The organism is Asaia sp. W19 (assembly GCF_003994335.1).
Lineage (GTDB): Bacteria > Pseudomonadota > Alphaproteobacteria > Acetobacterales > Acetobacteraceae > Asaia.
Map to the genome: position 1 here is coordinate 23,890 of NZ_PNQZ01000001.1, position 22,348 is coordinate 46,237.

The window sequence follows — 22,348 nt, forward strand, 5'->3', positions numbered from 1 at the left end:
TCCTGACAGTATTGATCGGGTCATGAGCGCAGATCACGTCCCAAACCGGCGCGCCGGATTTCTGTCCCGACGAGGCACAACCCCCTCATCGAGGCCTGAGATGCGTGCTCATACCAAAGAGGTCCTTCCTTCCTTGCACGAAACGGCAAAACCCGGTTTCTGGGGTCGCAAGGTCGAATTCCTCAACGCTGCAACGCGTCTGGTTGGCGTCATCATCTGGGTGCCGCTCTCGGTTGGTTTTGAAGCCCTGCTCCTCCCTATTCCGGGCGTCCTCAAGATCCGCTGGACCAGGGTCATCTGGGGTGTGCTCTGCAGATTACTGGATCTCGACATCAAGGTAATCGGTCACCCCGTCGGCACTGTCGGCGGGCAAAAAGGTCGCGACCGTGGGGAGCGCCCGGTGATCTATGTCGCCAATCACTCGTCGTGGCTCGATATTCCCGTTCTGGGCACCAAGATCTACTCGGTTTTCGTCGCCAAGGGCGATATCGAGCGGTGGCCCATCATGGGACTCGTTTCCAAGATCGGGCGCACGATCTTTGTCAGCCGCAATCGCAGCACCACCGGGCGCGAGCGCGACCAGATGATCACACGGCTCGCAACCGGCGATAACCTCATTCTCTTTCCCGAAGGGACGTCATCGGACGGGTCACGCGTGCTCCCCTTCATGTCCACCTTCTTCGCCATAGCCAAATTGCCGCGCCTGCCCAAAAACGCGCCACCTATAGACATGCCGAGCTACCCTCCCGGACTGACGCCCCTCATTCAACCGATCTCGCTCGTGTATGATCGGCTTGAAGGCCTGCCTGTAAACCGCACAAGGCGCGCCATATTCGCCTGGTACGGGGACATGGATCTGGGGCCGCATGTCTGGCAGTTTTTGAAAAGGCGCAGCAAGCGTGCGACCATTCTGCTCCATGCGCCACTCGCCCCCGAGGACTTTCCCAGTCGCAAGGCTCTGGCCAATGCCGCCTGGACTGCTGTTGCCCATGGCGCAGCGGCTCTGCGCCAGAATGACGAGTCGATAGAGGGCTGGCACCCTCTGCGACACAGAGACAAGGCCGCTGCAGCCAATCAGAAATCGATTTCGGTCGTGGCGTGATAAGTCCGGGGTAGTCCGGCAACGGCCGAATTCGTGGCCCCCGCTCCGCCATCGGACGAACTCGGATAGACAGATGCCCAATATCGGGCATCCGTGACATTGCTCACGCCAAAGCGCAGAACCATCGGAACACGGTAAAGATGAAAGCCGTAGCGTGCACCCAGATCAAGCGTCGTGAAGGCTGCCGCAAACTGGCGATTCTCATTGTCGGCAGCCCGCCTGCCGACATGGTGCACACTGGCATTGACCGCCCCGCCCCGCATCCAGTTCGGATGATAATCGAGCAACAGACTGACCTGCACGGGTGCCACCCCGACCACCTGCTTATGCGATGTCAGCGCAGATCCTGTCTCCCCCACCTGGGCATCCAGCCAGGTTATCCCACCAATCATACTCACAGATTTCAGAACCCGACCGGCAATCTGGCCCTCAACCCCATAATTGCGCTGCTGCCCCGCCTCACGATACAGCGCGCTCGACGGATCAGTGAACGCATAGCCACGCGTCATACGAAAACCCGCTGCGCTGAGCATCAGGCCGGGAACCGGCCGGTACTTGGCTCCGAGTTCATATTCTTCTGAACGCAGCGGGGCGAGCACCTCATTGGCATTGGCGCTTGAGGCAGGCGCCACAGGCCCGGCCTGTACGGAACGCCCCCAGGTCCCGTAGAAACTCGTCCGGTCGTCGAGCTTGTAGATCAGGCTCACCATCGGGGTAAAAACCGCCGAAGCGTCATAGGCAGCCGTTCTCACCCCTGCCTTGTTTGCACTCGTCGTATCAAGCCAGCTCCAGGCCAACGTTCCCATGACCGAGACCTGCTTCGTCAGCGCAATCGTATCGCCTGCCATCAAGGATTGCGTCTGAAGGAATGCCGATTGATACCGCCCGGAGAAATAGGGCTGACTCCCCCTGAACACGAGCGGCGCCCCGACCCGGGCCGTGCCCAGAACCTGGCTCGCCCCTTGCGTGGGATTGTAATTACCCATGCTGTACCCGTTCGAGCCCAGCACCACCTGATGCGCGAACGGACCCGTTCTGAACGCCCCATTAAGATAGGCCGTGTTCGACCATACCTTGAAATCATTCGCGGTCGCGGCCGCCGCAATCGTGCTGCGATAATGGCCAAGCGAGTCCGTCAGTTGATTGGTCACCCCGAAAACATTGCGCCAGGCATCCTGATACAGGCCGCCCAAACTCAGTGACCAGTCAGCGTTGAATTGGTGGATGACCTTCGCAAGCACCGTATTGGTCGCCGCGTTATAACCGGCAAAATCCTGACCATAGCCGCGCTTTGAAAGATCGGGCGCCGATGGCAACGCAATGCCGGTGGCATAGGAGAACCCTCCCGCATAACCGCGCTGGGCATAGCTGTACTGACTGGCATCCACCTGTATGCGGGTCTTCTCGTCAAGCCTGAGATCAAAGGCCCCGGCAATCAATCCGCGTCGCAAATGGGTCCCGGGCGCATAGGTCGCGCCGGACTGGTTGAGCATCGTCACCCGGTAGCCGAACCATTTGCCGCGTCCAGCCCGACCGGAGGCATCGAGCGATTCAAGCGGCGCTCCGGTCGAGTCCACCCCGAAAACCAGATGCTCGCGCCTCTGATCGGTTGGACGGCTGAGCGTATAGTCGAAAGTCCCCGCCGGGTTTTGCGGCCCGTAAAGCGCGCCGGAAAGCCCGTTGAGCACCTGAAGAGAGTCGAACATCTCCGCCGCATAAGGGGTCGTGATCACCATGTTCAGCCCGTCCATGCGCGAATTCGCGATGACATCGGCTTCAAAGCCGCGCGACTGCGGGCGGCTGGTATTGGGGTCGCCCCGCATTTCGAGCTGTACCGAGGGCAGATACTGGGCAAGGTCATTCGCGTTGCGCGATTGCTGGTTCACGATCACGTCGTGCGGCACTGCCATGACCGAAAACGGCGTTTCGAGCAATGAGCGTGTCCCGAGCGGGCCGAGCGCCGCATCGTGCCTGCCGTACTCTGCAGCCATTCCTGCCGCCTGTCGTCCCTTGACCCGAACCTCTTCCACCTGGCGCGCAGCGGGTTGCCCAGGCAAGGGAGCCCCCCATGACCGGACCGGGAAGAAAAGCAGCGCGGATACGACGAGGCTGTAACGCCGGGAGCGATCATGAGAGCGACAGGTCATGCTTCGTTTCCACAGCAAAACGGGCGAGATGTCACCCCCCCTGTAGCCTGCGCCCAGTCGCGTCAGCCTTGAGCCGTCCCCTTATCGAGATCGCAGGAACATGAGCCATCGAGAGAATGCATGGCAGTCGCGATATGGTTTCGAGCGCCCCCCTTTTCAGGAGGGGGAACATAGGGCAGCCTGACAAGGTCTGTCTCTCATGCCACGGAGACGGAACAACCGGACATTGTGGCCCGGCTGACACCCAAGAAGGACAAGAACGCTCCCATGGTTTCGAGGACAACGCGCATGACCCGTCGTTTGCTGCGCCCCGCATTGACTGCCCTTCTTCTGACGGCGCCAGCATTCACCCTTTCCGCCCACCCGGCCTCAGCCCAGGCGGTAATCACCGGCAATCAGAGCATGACGGCGACCGTAGAAAGCGTCGATCCCGAAGCCCGCTCGGTTCTGCTCCGCGACAAGAAGGGCAGCCTGCTCACGATTACCATCCCCAAAGGCGCGAAGGATCTGCCGCATCTCGACGCCGGCGATCGTATCTCGATGCGATTCTTCCAGACCATGGCCGCCGATATCGCCAAGCCCGACTCCCCCCTGCCCGAGTCGACCGTCTCCTCGGCCAAAGGCTATGCGAAGCGCCACCCCCATGGCACGCTGATCTCGTTCCAGCGCCAGCGGGTCCGCGTCATCGCCGTCGATGCCGCCGCTCACAAGGTGACGTTCGTGGACCATTCGGACATCACGCGCACCGTGACGATCACGCAAAAAGCCCTGTTCCCCCTGCTCAGCACACTGAAAATGGGTGACGAGGTCGATGTAACCACGATGGATGCCGTCTCGTTCTCAGTTCTGAACCGTACCGTCAATGGTGCCGTATCGGTAACAGAAGACCAGGGCACGCAACCCGCGAGTCACTGAGAGCAGAACGCAGGGCTCTGCCCTGCCCCTATGGGGCTCCGATCCCCGGTTCCTCCAAACAGGTGTCCAGAGGACGACGGTCCTCTGGCGGGGTGCGGGGCAGAGCCCCGCGCATGGCCGTTCTTACAGGGCGCTGCCCTGCACCCGCGAAGGGACAGGCCCCTTCGATCCCCGCTTACCTCAATCAGGTTCTCAAGGGACGACTGTCCTCTGGCGAGGTACGGGGCAAAGCCCCGCAAACCTGCCTGCTATTTTGTCTTGGCAGCGGGCTGCCAGAGCGTATCCGGCGGAGGGAGATGAGGCGAGTTGTCGATCACCCCGTATCCATCGGCCGCATACCCATGATGAGCCACCTTGCGAGGGCCACACCCGGTCAGCGCAACACTCAGCGCGAGAGCGGCGAGAACCGCGAATTTCATGCTCCCGGCTCCAGACGCAGACTATCCGCCACGGCGCGGGCAAGACGGGTATAGGCCTGCGCGGCTTCGCTCTCCGGGGCGGACAGAATGATGGGCGTCCCGGCATCGGCACTCATGCGAATATCGGCCAGAAGCGGAATTTCACCCAGGAAGGGCACATTGGCCTTTTCGGCCTCGGCGCGCGCGCCACCGTGACCGAAAAGTTCGGTTCGGTGGTTACAGTTGGGGCAGCAGAAATAGGACATGTTCTCGACCACGCCCAGAAGCGGCACGTTCATGCGTTCGAACATGGTGAGACCACGTCGTGCATCCAGCAGAGCAATGTCCTGAGGGGTGGAGACGATCACCGCGCCGCGCAGGCTGAGTTTCTGGGCGATAGTCAACTGGGCGTCCCCCGTGCCCGGGGGCATGTCGATCACGAGCACATCCAAAGCGGGCCAGGCCACATCGGCCAGAAACTGGCCGATCGCGCCCATCACCATGGGGCCACGCCAGATCATGGCCTGCTGCTCATCCACGAGAAAGCCAATGGACATGGCATGCATGCCCCAGGCCTCTACGGGGATGATCTTGCCGTTCTCGAGCGCGGGTTTGGCGGAATGGCCGAGCATGCGCGGGAGGGAAGGACCATAGATATCGGCATCGAGCATGCCGGTGCGCAGGCCGAGCTTGGCCAAACCGGCCGCGAGATTCACGGCCGTGGTCGACTTCCCCACACCGCCCTTGCCCGAGGCCACGGCGATGATGGCGCGCACCTGAGGAAGCGCCTTGCCATCGGGGCGTGTCGGCTGTGGATGGCCGGGGCTGTTGGCGGGCTGCTCCAGATGGAAGGGGCGATGGCCCTGGGGCTGGGGTGCAGCCCTGCCGGGAGCGCGATGGGCTGTAAGGATGATCGTCGCGCGTGAAATGCCTGGCAGGCTGGCAAGCGCGGCCTCGGCGCGGAGGCGAAGCGGCTCGATGCGTGCCGCGTCCTCGCGGGAGGTCGCAAGGGACACATGAGCGTGACCATCACGCACGGCAACACCCTCAAGCGAAGCAAAGCTCAGGACGTTCGAGGTGCCTGCCTCGTCCTTGACCAGCCGCAGGGTCTCGAGAATCCTGCGCTGGTCTTCTTCATTGGCGGGTTTTTCAAAATCGGTCATGGTTGTCCTCTGGCGGCGGAGCCGGTCCTGGTTTCTGTCGTTTAACATGGCGGGAAGTGGATCGCGCAAGCGTCTGCGCGTATGAGCAGGGCGATGCCGGGGCGCTGAACCCGGCCCATCTGGGCAGGAAAGCAGGACAGGAATGAGCGAGGCCGGAACCGACGCCGCCCCCAAACGCAAGAAACGCGACCATCGTATCGACGCCCTGCGCGGAATTGCGCTGTTGATGATGCTGGCCGATCATGCTCCGCAGGATGTGCTCAACCGCTTCACCCTGCGCAATTTCGGCTTCGCCGATGCAGCAGAAATCTTCGTGCTGCTCGCCGGTTATGCCTCCTGGCTGGCCTATGGACGGCTCATTCTGCGCGGACCCCCTACTGGGGGCTGGGCCATGGGAGTGGAGCGTATCGTCCGACGATGCTGGCGCCTCTATCTGTTCCAGATGGTCATGCTGCTGGTATCGGTCCTGACCATTCGCCAATGGCGCCATTACTCGCCGGTGCCGGTCGATTTTCTCGAGCCGGAACTGGCCCATGGCCATGAGTGGATCTGGCGCGTCCTGAGCCTTCAGGCATTACCCAACAACCTCAATATCCTGCCGCTCTATATCGTCCTGCTTCTCGCTTTTCCCGTTCTGGTCTTTTTATGGAAGCTGTCGCCCTGGCTGCTGGCGGGGGCCAGCCTTGCGCTCTGGGGACTGGTCAACAGCGATCCCACGCTGAACCTGCCCAACTGGCTCGATCCGGATGGCTGGTACTTCAACCCGTTCGCCTGGCAGTTCATCTTCACCCTCGGCATGCTCGCCGCCATCATGGCAGGCAAACGCGAGGGCAATCTGCCGGGACCGCTCTGGGCGCGTGTCGTCGCCGGGGCGTATCTGGTTTTTGGTGCCTTGCAGTGCTTTCCCTATGAAAGCTGGGATTTGCCCAGTCTGCGGCCTCTGGGGGACATGCCCCCGGCAGACAAATCCGATCTGGCCATCTGGCGCTGGACCGATGCTCTGGCAATTCTGCTTCTGGTCCAGTCTTCGGTCACTGCCACACGGCTTTCCGAGACGCGGGTCGGGCAGGCGCTTGCCCTGCTCGGACGCCACTCGCTCGAGGTGTTCAGCTTCGGCACGATCCTCGACCTGTTCGCCCGTCTGGTCATGAACAGTTTCGGCGATGGCTGGATCATCCAGATCCTGGTCAATGTCCTGGGCTTTGCCGGGGTATATGGCGTGGCCGTGTGGCTCGACCGCCATCGCCGTCAAGCCGCGCTGATGGCAGGCGAGACGCGCAAGGAAGCCCGCGAAGAAGCAAAGAAAGATCGTAGCGCGGAGATAGGTGACGCAAACCCCTGATTTGCGTTAGCGTAAGCACATGAAACATCGCCTCGTTCTCGCCGCCCTGATGGGCGGCTGGGTATCCGCCACCGCCTCCGCTTTTGCCCAGCCTGCCCCGACGGCACCGGGCCCCGCCCCGGCTGTGCCGGCCACTGGGGTTGTGACGAGCGCGCGCAGCGTCCATGCCGCACCGGACTCACTGGCGGATCTTGCTGCCAGCCTGCTGCCAGCCGTGGTGAACATCTCGATCTCTGCCACGCTGAAGCCAGGTGAGGACGAGGATGATGATGACGGCCCGGATGCAAGCCCCGATGACGGACCGCAAGTGCCGCAATTCCCCCCCGGCTCGCCCATGGAAAAGTTCTTCCATGACTACATGAATCGCCAGCCCTCTTCCTCGGAGCCCCCGCGCAAGATGCAGGCTCTGGGTTCGGGATTCATCATCTCACCCGACGGGTACATCGTCACGAACAACCACGTCATCAAGGATGCCGACAAGGTGTCGGTCACGCTGCAGGATGGCACGGTGCTGCCCGCAAAGATTGTAGGGCGTGACAGCCGGACCGATCTGGCCGTCATCAAGATCGAAAGCAAATCGGCCTTCCCGACAGTACCGTTCGGCGACAGCGACAAGGCGCGCGTGGGCGATCGCGTACTGGCCATCGGCAATCCGTTCGGCCTGTCGGGCACGGTCACGAGCGGTATTGTTTCGTCGCGCGGCCGCGATATCAATCACGGCCTGTATGACGACTATATCCAGACCGATGCCTCCATCAATCGGGGCAATTCCGGCGGCCCGCTCTTCAATCTCGATGGACAGGTCATTGGCATCAACACCGCCATCTACAGTTCGAGTGGCGGCTCCATCGGCATTGGCTTCGCCATACCGGCCAATGATGCGCGCGGTGTGATCGATCAGTTGCGTCGCGACGGCCATGTGTCGCGGGGCTGGATTGGCGTGCGCGTCCAGAACGTGACCCATGAGATCGCCGACAGCATCGGGCTCAAGCCCGAAAAAGGCGCAATGATCGCCGGGATCGACCCCAAGGGCCCCGCCGCCAGCGCCAAGCTTCAGACGGGCGATGTCATCGTCGCGCTCGATGGCAAGCCGATTGATGGTCACGCACTTCCACGCCTGGTCGCCGAAATCACACCGGGCACGAAGACGGTGTTCGGGATCTGGCGCAAGGGCAAGACGCTCGATGTCACGCTGGTGGTCAAGCCCTCACCCGAGGCGCCGGACATGCCCCCGACCGATGCCAAGCCGAAAGGCCCCAGCAAGCTGGCCCTGGCCGATCTGGGGGTGACCTTCTCGGCCATTGATGACGACACGCGCAGCAAATACAGTCTTTCTGACTCGCAGCGTGGCGTGGTGGTGACCGATGTGACCCGTGACGGCCCGGCCGATACGCGTGGGCTGCAGCCTGGCGATGTCGTGACTGAGGTTCAGCAGGTGGGCGTCAATTCCCCCGATGCACTGTCCAAGGAGCTGGCGCGCGCCCGTCAGCAGAAGAAACATACCGTTCTCCTGCTCGTTCAGGGTCAAGACGGGCTGCGCTGGGTGCCGCTGCCACTATCAGGGGAGTAAGCCATGCCGTTCGCCTCACTGTTTCGAGCGCGGGCCGATGGTGAGGCGCCCTGGCGGCAAATGGTCCGCACCCTCGTTGCCGTGGCCCTGTGCTGGATCATCGGTGAGGCAACGGGTCTCGATGAAACGATCTGGGCGCTCATCACGGCCCTGATCGTCACCCAGTCGAGCATCGATCAGACATTCGCAACAGCACGGGATCAGATCATCGGCACGCTTGTCGGTGCCGTGGTGGGGACGCTGGCCATTACCGCGCGTCTGGTACTTGGATTTTACTGGCCTATTTTCTGCATCGCGCTTCTGCCACTTGCCTATATGGCCGCCGTACGTCCCTCGCTCCGCTTTGCCGGGGTGACGCTGATGATCGTCTATCTTTTGCCCTCGCATGGCAGCAATCCGTACTGGCCCCTTACCGAGAGACTGACCGCCATTTTCCTGGGCGTGATCGTCTCTCTGGTCGTCTCCTTCGTGGTGCTGCATGCCAGCGCCAGACGCCGCGGTTTTCTCACTGCCGGACGCATGTTCCGTGAAATGGACGAGCTGCTCCAGGCGGCTCTGGGGCGGCAGGAAATGTGGAGCGAGCTCGAAGCGCGCAATGATCATTGCGCGCGCAATCTGCTCGTGATCAATGAATGCGTGGCGGAAGCCTATCGGGAAAACTGGGGCCTTCTCGAAAAGCGCCACCCGATCCTTACCGTGCTGCCCGCCCTGATGCGCCGCATGCTGAGCGACACCATGCTCGTGGCGCGCGCCATCAATGCGGGCAAGGACCGGGGTGGGTTCTCGGGTGTGTCGGGTCTGCATACAGGGCTGAGCCATGCCTATCGCTCACTGGCGCGACGCTGCGAAATTCATGCCGCAGGCAAGGCGCATGACAAGCCCTATCGCCCGGGCCGCGAGGACGTGCTGAGCGCCCTGCCCACTCTGGGACAGGACGCGCTGCCTGAAATGCACTTTGTCATCGCGCTTCTGAGGCAGGATTTGCGCCGCGCTACGGATGTCCTGATGAGCACACCCGAGAGCCGCGCCAAGGATCTGCGTGATATGATCGGGAAATAGCGACAACACGCGCCAAGGATGAACTTGTGATCGTTCCGGCACGTTGCACCGCATGAAATACGCCTATGATGGGCGCGTGGTGGTTTTTGACGCGGGGCATCCAATCTGGTTTTTCTGTCCTGCCAGCCAACGGCGCCTAGTACGTTAAGAAGAGGGATTTAAGCTTATGATCACCCGTGAGACCCTGCAGCACCTGCCAGAAGGCGTGGCCGCTCCGTCTTATGATCTCAAGGATATCAAGCCTGGAATCCTGCATTTCGGCGTGGGCAATTTTTTCCGCGCCCATGAAGCCTATTACATCAACAAGGTTCTCGGTCTGGTCGGCCAGCATCACTGGGGCATCGTCGGCGTTGGCCTGACCTCGGGTGAGCGCTCGAAGCAGAAAGCGGACGACTTCAAGCGTCAGGACTGCCTTTTCTCCCTGACCGAAACAGCCCCTTCAGGCGAGAGCAAGCGCAGCGTGATCGGAGCTCTGCGCGACTATCTGCTGGCGCCGGAGAAGCCCGAAGCCGTGCTGAACTATCTGTCCGACCCGGCCATCAAGATTGTCTCGATGACGATCACCGAGGGCGGCTATAATATCGACGAGCATTCCGGCGAATTCGACGTCGAAAACGATGCTGTCCAGCGCGATCTGGCCAACCCGGAATCTCCCAGCACCATCTTCGGCTACGTGGTGGAAGGGCTGCGCCGTCGCCGCGATGCCGGCAATCGCGCGTTCACCATCATGTCCTGCGACAATCTGCGCCATAACGGAAACGTCGCGCGCAAGGCTTTCCTCGGCTACGCGCATGCGCGTGATCCCGAGCTTGCAAGCTGGATCGAGGCCAATGCGACCTTCCCGAATGCCATGGTTGATCGCATCACCCCGACCGTCTCTTCCGCCATTGCGGAACGCCTGAACCGCGAGAGCGGGCTGGACGATCTGCTGCCGCTCGTCGCCGAGGATTTCACCCAGTGGGTGGTTGAGGACGAGTTCGCCGATGGTCGCCCCGCTCTGGAAAAAGTGGGCGTTCAGATGGTCGAGGATGTGACCGATTACGAGTTCATGAAGATCCGCATGCTCAATGCATCGCATATCTTCCTGGCCTTCTCGGGTCTGCTACTCGGCTATGATCATATCGATGAATCGATCAATGATCCCGAGCTGCGCAAGCTGGTGGAATCCTATCTCGATACCGACGTGATCCCGACGCTCAAGGCCGCTCCGGGTGAAGATCTCGAGAAGTACAAGGAGTCGGTGATTTCACGCTTCTCCAATCCGGCCATGGCAGATCAGAACCTGCGTATCGGCAGCGATGGCGCCTCCAAGGTGCAGGTCTTCTGGACAGCCACGATCCAGAACCTGATCAAGGCAAAGCTGCCGCTCGATCGCGTCGCCTATGGTCTAGCAGCCTATCTTGAGATGCTGCGCGGCAAGAACGAGCAGGGCGGTACCTTCGACCCGATCGAGCCGACCTTCACTGACGAAACCTGGGCTCTGGCCAGAAACGAGGATTTTGCGGAGGCGCTTAAGCTTCCGGCCTTCGATGGCTGGCGCAAACTGAACCATGAGGCTCTTGACAAAAAAGTGAACGAACTTCGGGTAATCATCCGGGAAAAAGGGGTGAAAGCCGCCCTCCCCAACTGAAAAGGATGCGCGAAAGCCGCACTCATGACAGATTTCTAAGGCAGGCGAGTTTTCCTGTGTCCCAAAGTAACTTATGGGCGTTAGGAAAATCAGACATCGCCCGGCATTTAGCCGGGTCTGCTGGAGATAGTCATAGTGCTGCGTCGCGACCTCGTTAAATTCGGTGCTGGCCTCTCTGTACTGGGGGCCAGCAAAATAGCCCGGGCAGCCCAAGCGGCCGCGCCCAAACCCACGCCGTTCGACAACAATACCGTGCGTCAGATTGCACAGAACCTGTCGAAATCCGCCTATAAGGCGCCGCAGCAAACTCTCCCCAGCGCGATCGATAACATGAATTTCGATCAGTTCCGCGGCATCGCCTACAAGGAAGATCGGGCGCTCTGGCACGGCCAGAATCTCGCCTTCGATGTCGAGTTCTTTCCTCGCGGCTTCCTGTATCGCCCACGGATCAACATGAACGAGGTCATTGATGGGCAATCAAGCCCAATCGTGTACGACCCCGACATGTTCACCTATCCTGACCCGATGCTGCGTGTGACCGACGATCTCGGTTTCTCGGGCCTGCGCCTGCGCAATGCCATCAACACACCCAATGTGATGGAAGAATGCGCCGTGTTCCTTGGCGCATCGTATTTCCGCGCCGTAGCCAAAGGCCAGAATTACGGCTTGTCCGCCCGCGGCTTCGCCAACGGGACGGGCGACCCGAAAGGGGAAGAGTTCGCCCTGTTTCGCGAGTTCTGGCTTGAAAAACCCAAGCCCGGCGTCGACTCCGTGGTTATTCATGCCCTGATGGACAGCCCTTCGGTCGTGGGCGCTTTCCGCTTCACCATCCGCCCGGGTGCCACCACGGTATTTGACGTGCAGTCGAGCTTCTATCCGCGTACTGACATCACCGAAGGCGGCGTGGCGGCTCTCACCGGCATGTTCTATTTCGACGCCAATAACCGCAACCATGTCGATGACTGGCGTCCCGGCGCACATGACAGCGAGGCGCTCCAGATGTGGACTGGTACAGGCGCCCAGCTCTATCGCCCGCTGAACAACCCGGTCGATCTCCAGTTTTCGGCCTTCCAGGACGCCAGCCCCCACGGTTTCGGCCTGATGCAGCGCCGTCGTGCCTTCCATGATTTCGAGGATCTGGCGCTGAACTACGAAAAGCGTCCCTCGCTCTGGATCGAGCCTATCGGAGACTGGGGTGAGGGCGCGGTCGATCTCGTCGAGATCCCGACCCCGAACGAAGTGAACGATAACATCGTCTCGTTCTGGCGCCCCAAGCAGACCATGCAGGCCGGGCATGAATATGCCTACACCTACCGCATGTACTGGGGTTGGGACACGCCCTGGCCGACAGATCTGGCACGTATCGGTGCAACCCGCGTGGGCGGCGTAACGGACCACGCCGATGGCCGCATGTTCGTGATCGATTTCACGGGCAAGCCTTTCGAGAATCTTCCGCCCAATGCGGCCTTCCACCTCGTGCCCCAGGCCTCCACGGGTACGATCAAGAATGTGGTGGTCGAGCCCAATCCCAATATCAAGGGCTGGCGCACCACGTTCGAATTCTATCCGGGCAGCGCCAAGCTGGCCGAGCTGACCTGTCAGCTCGCCACTGACCAGGGCCCGATTTCCGAAAAATGGATGTATCGTTGGACGCCGTGAGCAGCCTTCCCCGCAAATTCGCCCCCTTCGACGTCCTTCCGGCTGAATCGCCCCTCGCGATGCCGACGCAGAACCTGCGTCAGCGTCCCGAGACTTTCGGACGTGAACGCCATCCCCCGACCACGCCAGCCTTCCTGTGGCTGCGCCGCCTCTTCGTTATCGGTGGCGCGATACTGCTGACGGGATGGGGCGCCTTCGAGATGAACCGCGTGCTCAACTCGATGGGCGTCTCGACACTCGGCATCATCGTGCTCGCGCTCTTCGTCATTTTGGGCGCCTGGATCTCGCTGTCTTTCACTTCGTCGCTGGCAGGGTTCGTTTCCGTGCTGCGCCATGGTGGTTTGGGCCTCGGTATTTCACGCGATGCCCCCCTCCCCGCGCTCATGAGCCGCACCGCCGTGCTCATGCCCACCTATAACGAGGACCCTGACCGTGTCCTCGTCGGGCTGCGCGCCATTCATGACTCCCTTGTGGCGACAGGACGTATCGACGCATTCGACTTCTTCATGCTGTCCGACACGACCGATCCGGATGTCTGGATTCGCGAAGAGCGCGCCTATCTCGCTTTCGTCGAGGCCGTGAACGGGCAGGGACGTATTTTCTACCGTCGTCGCCCCAAGAACATCGATCGCAAATCCGGCAATCTGGAAGAATGGGTCAAGCGCTTCGGTGGCGCCTATCAGCAGATGCTGACCCTCGACGCCGACTCCGTGATGGATGGCGGGCTGATCGTGCGCACGGTCTCGGCCATGGAGCGCCACGAAAAGGTGGCGCTCATCCAGACCCTGCCCGTCATCATCGGCGGCAAGACGCTTTTTGCCCGCATGCAGCAATTTGCCGGTCGTGTTTACGGGCCGCTCATTGCCCATGGCATCGCCTGGTGGCACGGCTCTGAAGGCAATTACTGGGGCCATAACGCCGTCATTCGCACGCGCGCTTTTGCAGAACAGGCCGGGCTGCCCCATCTGCCGGGGCGCAAGCCCTTCGGCGGCGGCATTCTGAGCCACGATTTCGTCGAGGCCGCCCTCATGCGTCGCGGCGGCTGGGCCATCCACATGATTCCGGGCCTGTTCGGCTCCTATGAGGAAAGCCCGCCCTCGCTCACAGACGTCGCCATTCGCGACCGTCGCTGGTGCCAGGGTAATCTGCAACACGGCAAGATCGTGCTGTCGCGCGGGCTGCACTGGGTCAGCCGCATGCATATGATGGTCGGGATCGGCGCCTATATCACCTCGCCGCTCTGGCTTCTGTTCCTGCTGTTCGGCATCCTGATCTCGCTGCAGGCCCATTTCGACCGGCCCGAATATTTCGGCGATACCAAGACGCTGTATCCGCACTGGCCCCAGGTCGACCCGGTACAGGCTAAATACGTGTTCATCGGCACCATGGCCGTGCTTCTCGCTCCCAAGGGCCTTGCGCTTATCGCCACGCTGTTTGACCGCGCGATGCTGCGCAGTTGTGGCGGGTTTCTGCGCCTGGTTGCCTCGATCGCGCTTGAGACTCTCATTGGCGGCCTGATTGCGCCCATTGCCATGCTGATCCACACATCAGGCGTCATCTCGATCCTTCGAGGTCGCGATTCCGGCTGGAACGCCCAGAATCGCGATGACGGACGCGTCTCCCTCAAGGAGGTCGCGCATGGTTACTGGATCTATACGGCGTTCGGTCTGGTCATGGCCGCAGCGGCCTGGTCGGTATCGTTCTCCCTGTTCCTCTGGATGACGCCCGTCCTCATCGGTCTGGCCCTGGCCATCCCGCTTGCCGCCATGACAGCCAGCAGGGATGTCGGGCTCTGGCTGAAAAGCTGGGGGCTCCTGCTCATTCCCGAAGAGACGAATCTGCCCCCCATCCTGCAACTGGCCACAGAAAACGATCTGCGCCGTACGCAGGCTGAAGCCATGCCCAATCGCCCACCGGCCGAGGCCTTTGCCGCCCTGCGCAGCAACCCCGATCTTGCTGCCGAGCACAGACGTGCCCTGCCCGCACCGCGCCAAACCGGCGGCGCCATCGACGCTAACCTGCTCGTGGGTCTTCTCAAACTCCGTGAGTCATCATCAGTCGCCGAAGCGCTGGGCGCGCTGACGCGTCAGGAGAAGGCCGCTGTCCTGTGCAGCGCCGAAGGACTCGATCTCGTTCTGGGGCTGCCTTTTTAAAGCGCGCTCAGTCTCGGCTTCGCCAATGGGGGCGCCCCGATGGCTCCAGCTTGGCATCAGCAGGGTTTCCAGAGATCAACGGTGCTCTGGGGAGACAGGGCTCCATATGTCCCTCCCTTGCATTGCGCTCTGTCGAATCAAAAAAGGCTGGCTCCCTGGAGCCAGCCTTTTTCATTTGCCGATGGAAAGCAGTCTTATTTGAAATCCTGACCACGCTGGCCGATCTGGGCACAAAGCTGAGTGCGATGGCTGAGATCGAGGGTCGAGACATCGAAGGGCACGTTCGTGCTGGTCTGAAGCAGCCCCTGGCCGCCGAGCGAATAATACTGATCGCCCTTGACGTCAGGGCGCTTGGCAAGCTTGCGGCCAACAACGCGCAAGGTAGTGCCATGCACGAGGTGATTATGGACGCAGTAGCTGGCAAGGCCCGCCAGATTACCAGCTTTGGCGGAATCGAGCGAGGGAAGCCCGTAAGTATCGAGCACGCCAGGCGTCTTTGCCGTGGCGACCGTATTGCTTACGGCGGGACCGCCGACAGCCTGCATGACGCCAGATGTGGCCGCAGGAGCGCCATCACGCTGCACCGGTACAGAGCCGGCTGGCATGACAGTGGACATGGTGCCAGGCGGCACGGACGGCACCGGGGCCTGCTGGGCATGGGCGGTTGCGCCAGCATAGGCCAGGCTGCAAAGGGCCGTCAGGCCGAGACAGAGACGTGACACCATAAGATCAATCCTTTTTTCTGCTCTTCTTCAGGCCAAATGCCTCTGGCAGGGCCTGTTAAAACGCGCTCTCCCACTCGACGGAGCGGGGTGAAGGACGTGTCCTTTCGTAACATGTGAGCACGGCGCTGGTTTATTGCTGTATCGAAACTTCGCAGAAACAGGATGTTAGGGCGTTGAGGCCTAGCCTGTTCTGCCGCACTCTCTGTGCTGTGTTGTCTTCCCTTCAAGAGGCCCTGCCATGATCCCTCCCTCGCCACGGCGTGTCCCCCATACGATCACGCAGCTCGAGCGCGTCCGGCACGACGATTATGCCTGGATGAAGGACGAGAACTGGCAAAAGGTGCTGCGCGACCCAAGCCTGCTGCGCACCGATATTGCCGAGGCCCTGCGTGAGGAAAACACCTACACGGAGGAATGCCTGGGGAGCATGGCGCGCGAGCGCGAGATTCTGCTTAAGGAGATGATCGGGCGCATTCCACCTGCCGAGGATTCCGTGCCATGGCCCGATGGCACATGGCTGTATTTCTCGCGCTTCGCCAAGGATGCCCAGCATCCGGTCTATCTGCGTCGTCCCCGCCTGGGCGGAGACGAGCAGATCCTGCTCGATGTCGATGCCCTGGCGAAGTCTCATGCCTATTTCGCCCTGGCGGGGACACGTCATTCCGATGATCACCGCGTCTTCGTCTACGCCGCCGATACGCAGGGATCGGAAGTCTATCGGCTGCACAGCCTCGATCTTGAAACCGGGGCGGCCTTTGCCCCTGATGTCGAGAGCGCCTCAGGCAGCTTCATCATCTCGCCAGACAGTGCCTGGCTGTTCTGGATCTACCGTGACGATCATGGTCGTCCTTCGCGTGTCTATCGTCGCCCTCTGGCAGGCGGCGAGGATGTGCTGGTTTTCGATGAGCCAGATTCCGGGTTCTTCCTCAGTCTTTCGGTCACGGCCTCACGACAATGGATCCTGATCGAGCGTGGCGATCACGATACCAACGAAACTCTACTGATCCCCGCCAGCGATCCAACACAGTCCCCCCGCAGCGCCTCACCACTTGTCCGCGGGGAGCGCTATACCCTCACGCATTGGAATGACCGGTTCTTCATCCTCACCAACACCGAGGGAGCGATCGATTTCCAGTTCAAGCAGGCGCCAGATACCGCGCCGTCGCGCGAAAACTGGAAAGACTTTCTGCCCCATACGCCAGGGAGGTTCCTTCTGGGCGCCGCCGCAAGCCGCACCCATCTGGCCTGGGCGGAACGCGTGAACGGCAATATCGAGATCCATGTCATCGCTGCAAACGCGACAGGCGATATCCGCACCCAGACGCGCACCATCGGCATGGAAGAGGAGGCCTTCGACCTCACCCTGCTCGGCTTTCTTGAATATGACGCGGCCGTCCTGCGCTACATCTATGAATCACCGACCACACCGGCCCATTGGTACGATCTCGACATGGTATCGGGCGAGCAGGTTCTCCAGAAAATCCGCGAGATCCCTTCCGGGCATGATCCCGCGCTCTACGAAACGCACCGTATCTTTGCCTCGGCCTCGGACGGGGCAGAGGTACCGGTCACCATTCTCAAGAGGCGTGACACACCTTGTGACGGCACCGCTCCGCTCCTGCTCTACGGCTATGGCTCTTATGGCATCTCGATGGATTCGGGGTTCAGCACCTCGGTATTCAGTCTGGTCGATCGGGGATGGGTCTATGCCGTAGCCCATATCCGTGGCGGTTCCGAGAAGGGATGGGACTGGTTCCTGAAGGGGAGGGGCAAACACAAGCCCAACAGCTTCACCGATTTCGTCACCTGTGCCCGTACCCTTGTTCAGCTCGGATATGGGCAGGAAGGACGTATTGTCGCCCATGGAGGGTCGGCAGGCGGGTTGCTGATGGGAGCGGTGGTCAATCTTGCGCCCGAATTATTTGCCGGGATTGCCGCTCAGGTGCCTTTTGTCGATGTGCTGAACACCATGTCCGACGACACGCTGCCGCTCACCCCGCCCGAATGGCCGGAATGGGGTAACCCGTTGGAAGATCGCGACGCCTATGACCTGATCGCCAGCTACTCGCCCTATGACAATATCAGAGCCGTTCCCTACCCGCCGGTTCTGGCCATGGGGGGACTTTCCGACCCACGGGTGACCTATTGGGAGCCTGCAAAATGGATCGCGAAGCTGCGCGAGGTCGCATCGGGCGGGCCGTTCCTGTGCCGAATCAATATGGATGCCGGGCATGGCGGCTCGTCTGGCCGTTTCAAGCGCCTGGAAGAAGTCGCTTATGTCTATGGCTTCGCCCTGTGGGCCATGGCACAGCGACCGCTCGCCTGAACAAACATGGCCCTGATTCCGTGAGAGGTCTCAGGGCTTCACGCGAAGCCGCGCGGAGAGGTGCTCAGTCCTCGCCATCACCCTGAGGCCGGGGGCGTATGGCGGCGCAGAGTGGCGGCAGCTTGGGATTCGTCTCAGCGCGGGTGCGGCACATGGTCCGCGCATCGGCGCCGCAAACCTCGATCGTTTCCTCGAAATCGGATTCGAGTACATCGCGTGCCACAGCGGCGTCCTGATTGTTGCTGTCGCTGTCCTGATCCGCGACGATCTTCTGCGTCTTGTGCAACTCCTTGAGGGCCTCGACGCAGCTGTCACTGGCCGAATCCGGGTCAGTCTGCAGCACAGCCAGAATCCGGTTGAGTACCGAGGCCGGATCGTTTTTCGGGTGGGGCGCCGCTTGCGCCGAGAGGGGCAGACCAGCCAGCAGGACGGCGAGAACAGGCAGAGCTTTCTTCATGGAATCAGGATAATTGGCTTTTCATCCTTTGAAAACGTCCAAATGTCAGGGTTTCCGGGGCAGGAAGCCCAGCTTGGAGTTGACTCCCGGCATAGCGATGAGTATTCCGACGACCACTCACGGGCGCGACGCCCGTTCGTCTTGCATGGCCCGGGAAGCAAATTATCATGAAGATTCGTAACAGCCTCAAATCCGCCAAGATCCGCGACAAGGACTGCCGCGTCGTTCGCCGTCGTGGCCGCGTCTATGTCATCAACAAGAAGAACCCGCGCATGAAGGCTCGCCAGGGCTAATTCCCTGTTGATGCCAAAACGGAGCCTCAGCCCCGTTTTGATGCGTTACACGGCCTGTTTGCGGGCCGTCGTCAGGCCGTGTCTGCTTCTCAGCAGCGCGGCTTTTGTCGTTCTGGCGCCCTTCCCAGCCTTCCCGGCCCCTCCGCCCCATACGACATCGCTGCCCACTCCTCAGCCTCCGACGCATCCACCGCCGCAGGTCGCACCCCCGACCAAGTCGAAGCCCGACCCTCTGATTGAGGCCAGCAAGGCCTTGCGCAATGCCACCAAACCGGCCGAAGCCCGCGCCCTTGAGCGTCAGGTCGAGACATTGCGCCAGAGGGGCCTGACCGCCAGCACACGTCTGCTGCTCGAGAATGCCGATTCGAGCCTCAAGGCCCATGACTACCGCAAGGCAGAGGCTGCGCTCGACAACGCTCTGGTGCTGCAGCCTGACAAGGCGTTCATCCGGCGCGGTCGCGCCCGTGTGCGCTATGCTGCAGGCGATTTCGAGGGGGCCATCAGCGATCTGGGGGTGGCCCTGCATCTGGATCCGGATGATCCCCTCTCCTGGCAGCTTCTGTCGCAGATAGAGGAAGAGCGTCATAACATGCGTGCGGCCCTTCAGGCGGCTCAACAGGTGCTCGTTGTCGATCCTCTGGCCAGCGGCGCTGCCAAACGTGTGAAGACGCTGCAGGCTTCTCTGGATGGACGCGCGATTTAAAGCGCGTCACGATCTCAACTCTGCCTTGATTGCGCAGTTTGATGAGATGTCGAAGTCAAAGGAGAACATCATGTTCAAGAAGAACAAGGCCAAGGTCACTGAACTGACCGCGCCGGATGCCCCGAAAAAAGGGTGCTGCCTCAGCAAGATGTGCTGCTCGGCCAAGCCGCAGACCAAGGAAGCGATCATGGGCGGCCTGACCTTCCTCAGCATGTTCGGCCCCAGGAAACTGCGCCCGCATCTTCAGCATCTGCTCGCCGTGATTGCGATCGTCACCTTCGTGGTCAAGGCCATCAAGCCGAAGCGCGAAGAAAAGACGAACTGAGTTCTCCCCTCGGAGCTCCGCCCCGAACCCCGTCAAAGGGCCATCTCCCGTTGGGAGACCAGTTGACGGGATGAAAGGGGCAAGCCCCTTTCCGGGGTGCGGGGCAGCGCCCCGCAGCTTTCTGCCACCGGAAGACCCAACCTCAGAGAAACGAGATCGGATCAATATCGATGTCGATGCGCTCATGAGTCGAAAGCTTCACCCCCTCAAGCCACTGCCGGATGATCGGTTGAACGGCCACACTGCGCCTCGTGCGCAATAGCAGCCGACGACGATGACGCCCGCGTAGAATGGCCAATGGGGCTGGCGCAGGGCCAAGCACCTGCACACCGGGCAGATCGGGTGCCCGTGCGCCGAGGAGTCCGGACACGCGATCTGCCGCTTCAGCGGAATCGGCACTGACGATCAGAGCCGCCAGACGCCCGTAAGGCGGCCAGAAGCCGGGTTTTCTCTGAGCCGATTCCTGCTCCATGAAGGCAAGATAATCGTTCGACACGAGGGCTTTCATTACCGGGTGATCGCCGAGATAGCTTTGCAGCAAGACTGTGCCGGGTTTTTCCGCACGGCCTGCACGACCGGATACCTGATGCAGCAATTGCACCGTACGCTCGGCGGCACGCAAATCACCACCGCCTAGGCCGAGATCGGCATCGACCACCCCCACAAGGGTCAGGTCCGGGAAGTGCCAGCCCTTCGCGACGATCTGCGTGCCAATGACCAGATCGATCTCGCGTGCGCTGATACGACGTACGGCCTCTGCCGTGGCGGAAGGCGAGCCGAGTGTGTCCGAGGCCATGACCAGAATCCGGGCCTCGGGGAAATGCAGCCGGGCTTCCTCATGAACACGCTCAATACCCGGACCGACTGCGACGAGGCTGGATTCGGCCGCGCAGGAGGGGCAGGTTTCAGGTAGTCCCTCGACATGGCCACAATGATGGCAGGTCAGGATCTGACGTGCGCGATGTTCGACAAGCCAGGACGAGCAATTGGGGCATTCCATGCGATGGCCGCAGCTGCGGCACAAGGTCAGGGGAGCGTAGCCACGCCGGTTGAGAAACAGCATGGCCTGTTCCTCACGCTCGAAACTAGCGCGGATAGCGTCCACCAGGACCGGTGACAGAAACTGCCCACGCTCCGGTGGCGCACGGCGCATGTCGATCAGGCGTACATCCGGCAGAGTGGCATTGCCGTGTCGGGCATGGAGCACGACGTGACGATAACGCCCGTTCTCGACATTGGTCAGGGTCTCAAGACTCGGCGTCGCGGAAACGAGAATGGCCGGCACGTTCGAGAGCCTCGCCCGCACGATGGCCATGTCGCGCCCGTGATAGGTCACGCCTTCCTCCTGCTTGAAGGCGCTCTCATGTTCCTCATCCACGATGATCAGACCCAGATCGGGGAAAGGCAGAAACAGGGCTGAGCGTGCTCCGACCACGACCGCTGCCTGACCCTGGGCGATGGCATGCCATGTCTCGCGCCTTTTCTTTCCCCCCAGTTCGGAATGCCAGAGCGCAGGCTGAACGCCGAATCGCCGGGCAAAACGATCCGTCCATTGGGTCGAGAGGGCGATTTCAGGCAGGAGCACGAGACATTGCCTGCCTTCTGCCAGACAGGCCGCGACGGCCTCGAAATAGACCTCTGTCTTGCCGGAACCGGTCACACCCTCGAGCAGGGTCACGTTGAACGCGCGTGCCCGCACGCTGTCGGTCAGGGCTAGAGCCGCTTCCTGCTGATCATCTGAAAGACGGGGCGGATGAAACATGGGATCGGGCAAGGAAAAAAGTGGGGGCGCCAGAAGCGGGGCCTCGCGCAGGAGACCGGCAGCGGCCAATCCACGCAGCACACCGGCAGAAACCCCGGTTCTTTCGGTGATCGTGGCTGAGGAGAGGGCATCCTCTCCCACTGCATCGAGCACACGCTGACGCGCCTCGGTCATGCGCAGCGCTGATGGATCGCCCCCGCCCCTGACCCAGCCGAGCTGGACCCTGGTCGGCTGCGTATGGCGCGCGCGAATGGCCATGGCCAGAACCAGACCCGGCGGCGTGAGCGTATAGGCCGCCAGCCAGTCGATGAAGCGTCTGAGGTCGCGAGGCAGGGAGGGCATGTCCAGCCGCCCCAGAAGGGGTTTGAGCCGTGAAAGGGGAACAGAACGCGCCTCGATCGGAGCAAAATCGGCAGGCACGTCACTGTCCATGTCCCAGACACAGCCCGTTTCCTCGCGTCGTCCCAGAGGCACGCTCACGAGATCACCGGGGGAGACGCTGTTTTCCGGGGCGAGGTAGTCGAGCGGCGTGGCGAAGGGCAGAGGCAGCAGAACACTCACGCGCACCGTTCTCTCGCCATCTGCCGTCAGCTTCAGTAAGCTCGGTTCCGTCATGCTG

Annotated in this window: 18 protein-coding genes; 12 read left to right on the forward strand and 6 right to left on the reverse strand. The window is 61.4% G+C overall.

Annotation, left to right across the window (positions count from 1 at the left end; translation table 11 throughout):
- The first annotated feature begins 22 nt into the window (after positions 1-22).
- Positions 23-1,102 carry a lysophospholipid acyltransferase family protein gene (locus tag C0V97_RS00140; RefSeq protein ID WP_370264737.1) on the forward strand — a complete coding sequence of 360 codons (1,080 nt, stop codon included), beginning with the start codon at positions 23-25 and terminating at the stop codon, positions 1,100-1,102.
- Here the strand turns inward: C0V97_RS00140 and C0V97_RS00145 are convergent.
- Positions 1,075-3,249 carry a TonB-dependent siderophore receptor gene (locus tag C0V97_RS00145; protein ID WP_127099546.1) on the reverse strand — a complete coding sequence of 725 codons (2,175 nt, stop codon included), beginning with the start codon at positions 3,247-3,249 and terminating at the stop codon, positions 1,075-1,077. The genes C0V97_RS00140 and C0V97_RS00145 overlap by 28 nt on opposite strands.
- 288 nt (positions 3,250-3,537) lie before the next feature.
- Between C0V97_RS00145 and C0V97_RS00150 the strand changes: the two genes are divergently transcribed.
- Positions 3,538-4,164: a preprotein translocase subunit YajC gene (locus tag C0V97_RS00150; RefSeq protein ID WP_127099548.1), complete on the forward strand. Its 627-nt coding sequence runs from the start codon at positions 3,538-3,540 to the stop codon at positions 4,162-4,164.
- Positions 4,165-4,412: 248 nt separating this feature from the next.
- Here C0V97_RS00150 and C0V97_RS18230 read toward each other — a convergent pair whose 3' ends face one another.
- Positions 4,413-4,583: a hypothetical protein gene (locus C0V97_RS18230; protein ID WP_158625306.1), complete on the reverse strand. Its 171-nt coding sequence runs from the start codon at positions 4,581-4,583 to the stop codon at positions 4,413-4,415.
- The gene (locus C0V97_RS00155; RefSeq protein WP_127099550.1) at positions 4,580-5,725 is read right to left on the reverse strand and encodes an Mrp/NBP35 family ATP-binding protein; all 1,146 of its coding nucleotides are present in this window, start codon (positions 5,723-5,725) and stop codon (positions 4,580-4,582) included. The genes C0V97_RS18230 and C0V97_RS00155 overlap by 4 nt, the downstream gene beginning before the upstream one ends.
- Before the next feature lie 142 nt (positions 5,726-5,867).
- Here C0V97_RS00155 and C0V97_RS00160 point away from each other — a divergent pair, with 142 nt between their 5' ends.
- The 6 genes from C0V97_RS00160 (at position 5,868) to mdoH (ending at position 15,138) form a co-directional block, all read left to right on the forward strand.
- The gene (locus C0V97_RS00160) at positions 5,868-7,067 is read left to right on the forward strand and encodes an OpgC family protein (protein ID WP_127099552.1); all 1,200 of its coding nucleotides are present in this window, start codon (positions 5,868-5,870) and stop codon (positions 7,065-7,067) included.
- A gap of 19 nt (positions 7,068-7,086) precedes the next feature.
- Positions 7,087-8,637, forward strand: a complete 1,551-nt coding sequence (locus C0V97_RS00165; protein ID WP_127099554.1) for a Do family serine endopeptidase — start codon at positions 7,087-7,089, stop codon at positions 8,635-8,637.
- A gap of 3 nt (positions 8,638-8,640) precedes the next feature.
- Positions 8,641-9,696 (forward strand): aromatic acid exporter family protein, encoded by a 1,056-nt coding sequence (locus C0V97_RS00170; RefSeq protein ID WP_127099556.1) that lies wholly within the window; start codon positions 8,641-8,643, stop codon positions 9,694-9,696.
- A 166-nt stretch (positions 9,697-9,862) separates the two neighbouring features.
- Entirely contained in the window at positions 9,863-11,326 is a 1,464-nt protein-coding gene (locus C0V97_RS00175; RefSeq protein WP_127099558.1) for a mannitol dehydrogenase family protein, read from the forward strand.
- 135 nt (positions 11,327-11,461) lie between these two features.
- On the forward strand, positions 11,462-12,985 hold the full coding sequence (locus tag C0V97_RS00180) for a glucan biosynthesis protein (RefSeq protein ID WP_127099560.1): 1,524 nt from the start codon (positions 11,462-11,464) through the stop codon (positions 12,983-12,985).
- Positions 12,961-15,138 (forward strand): glucans biosynthesis glucosyltransferase MdoH, encoded by a 2,178-nt coding sequence (gene mdoH / locus C0V97_RS00185; RefSeq protein ID WP_127099562.1) that lies wholly within the window; start codon positions 12,961-12,963, stop codon positions 15,136-15,138. Before C0V97_RS00180 ends, mdoH begins: the two co-directional genes overlap by 25 nt.
- 194 nt (positions 15,139-15,332) lie before the next feature.
- On the opposite strand, the gene C0V97_RS00190 is transcribed toward mdoH, so the two are convergent.
- Complete coding sequence (locus C0V97_RS00190; RefSeq protein ID WP_127099564.1) at positions 15,333-15,863, reverse strand: DUF2501 domain-containing protein; 531 nt, start codon at positions 15,861-15,863, stop codon at positions 15,333-15,335.
- A gap of 238 nt (positions 15,864-16,101) precedes the next feature.
- Here C0V97_RS00190 and C0V97_RS00195 point away from each other — a divergent pair, with 238 nt between their 5' ends.
- A complete protein-coding gene (locus C0V97_RS00195; RefSeq protein ID WP_127099566.1) occupies positions 16,102-18,189 on the forward strand; it encodes a S9 family peptidase in 2,088 nt (695 codons plus the stop codon).
- 64 nt (positions 18,190-18,253) lie between these two features.
- On the opposite strand, the gene C0V97_RS00200 is transcribed toward C0V97_RS00195, so the two are convergent.
- Positions 18,254-18,646, reverse strand: a complete 393-nt coding sequence (locus C0V97_RS00200; RefSeq protein ID WP_127099568.1) for a hypothetical protein — start codon at positions 18,644-18,646, stop codon at positions 18,254-18,256.
- 167 nt (positions 18,647-18,813) lie between these two features.
- Here C0V97_RS00200 and ykgO point away from each other — a divergent pair, with 167 nt between their 5' ends.
- The 3 genes from ykgO (at position 18,814) to C0V97_RS00215 (ending at position 19,967) form a co-directional block, all read left to right on the forward strand.
- Positions 18,814-18,939 carry a type B 50S ribosomal protein L36 gene (ykgO, locus tag C0V97_RS00205; protein WP_025886195.1) on the forward strand — a complete coding sequence of 42 codons (126 nt, stop codon included), beginning with the start codon at positions 18,814-18,816 and terminating at the stop codon, positions 18,937-18,939.
- Positions 18,940-18,979: 40 nt separating this feature from the next.
- Entirely contained in the window at positions 18,980-19,642 is a 663-nt protein-coding gene (locus C0V97_RS00210) for a tetratricopeptide repeat protein (protein ID WP_233581865.1), read from the forward strand.
- A 70-nt stretch (positions 19,643-19,712) separates the two neighbouring features.
- Complete coding sequence (locus tag C0V97_RS00215; RefSeq protein WP_127099572.1) at positions 19,713-19,967, forward strand: hypothetical protein; 255 nt, start codon at positions 19,713-19,715, stop codon at positions 19,965-19,967.
- A 142-nt stretch (positions 19,968-20,109) separates the two neighbouring features.
- Here the strand turns inward: C0V97_RS00215 and C0V97_RS00220 are convergent, their stop codons facing one another.
- Positions 20,110-22,344 (reverse strand): primosomal protein N', encoded by a 2,235-nt coding sequence (locus C0V97_RS00220; RefSeq protein WP_127099574.1) that lies wholly within the window; start codon positions 22,342-22,344, stop codon positions 20,110-20,112.
- Between the last annotated feature and the right edge of the window lie 4 nt (positions 22,345-22,348).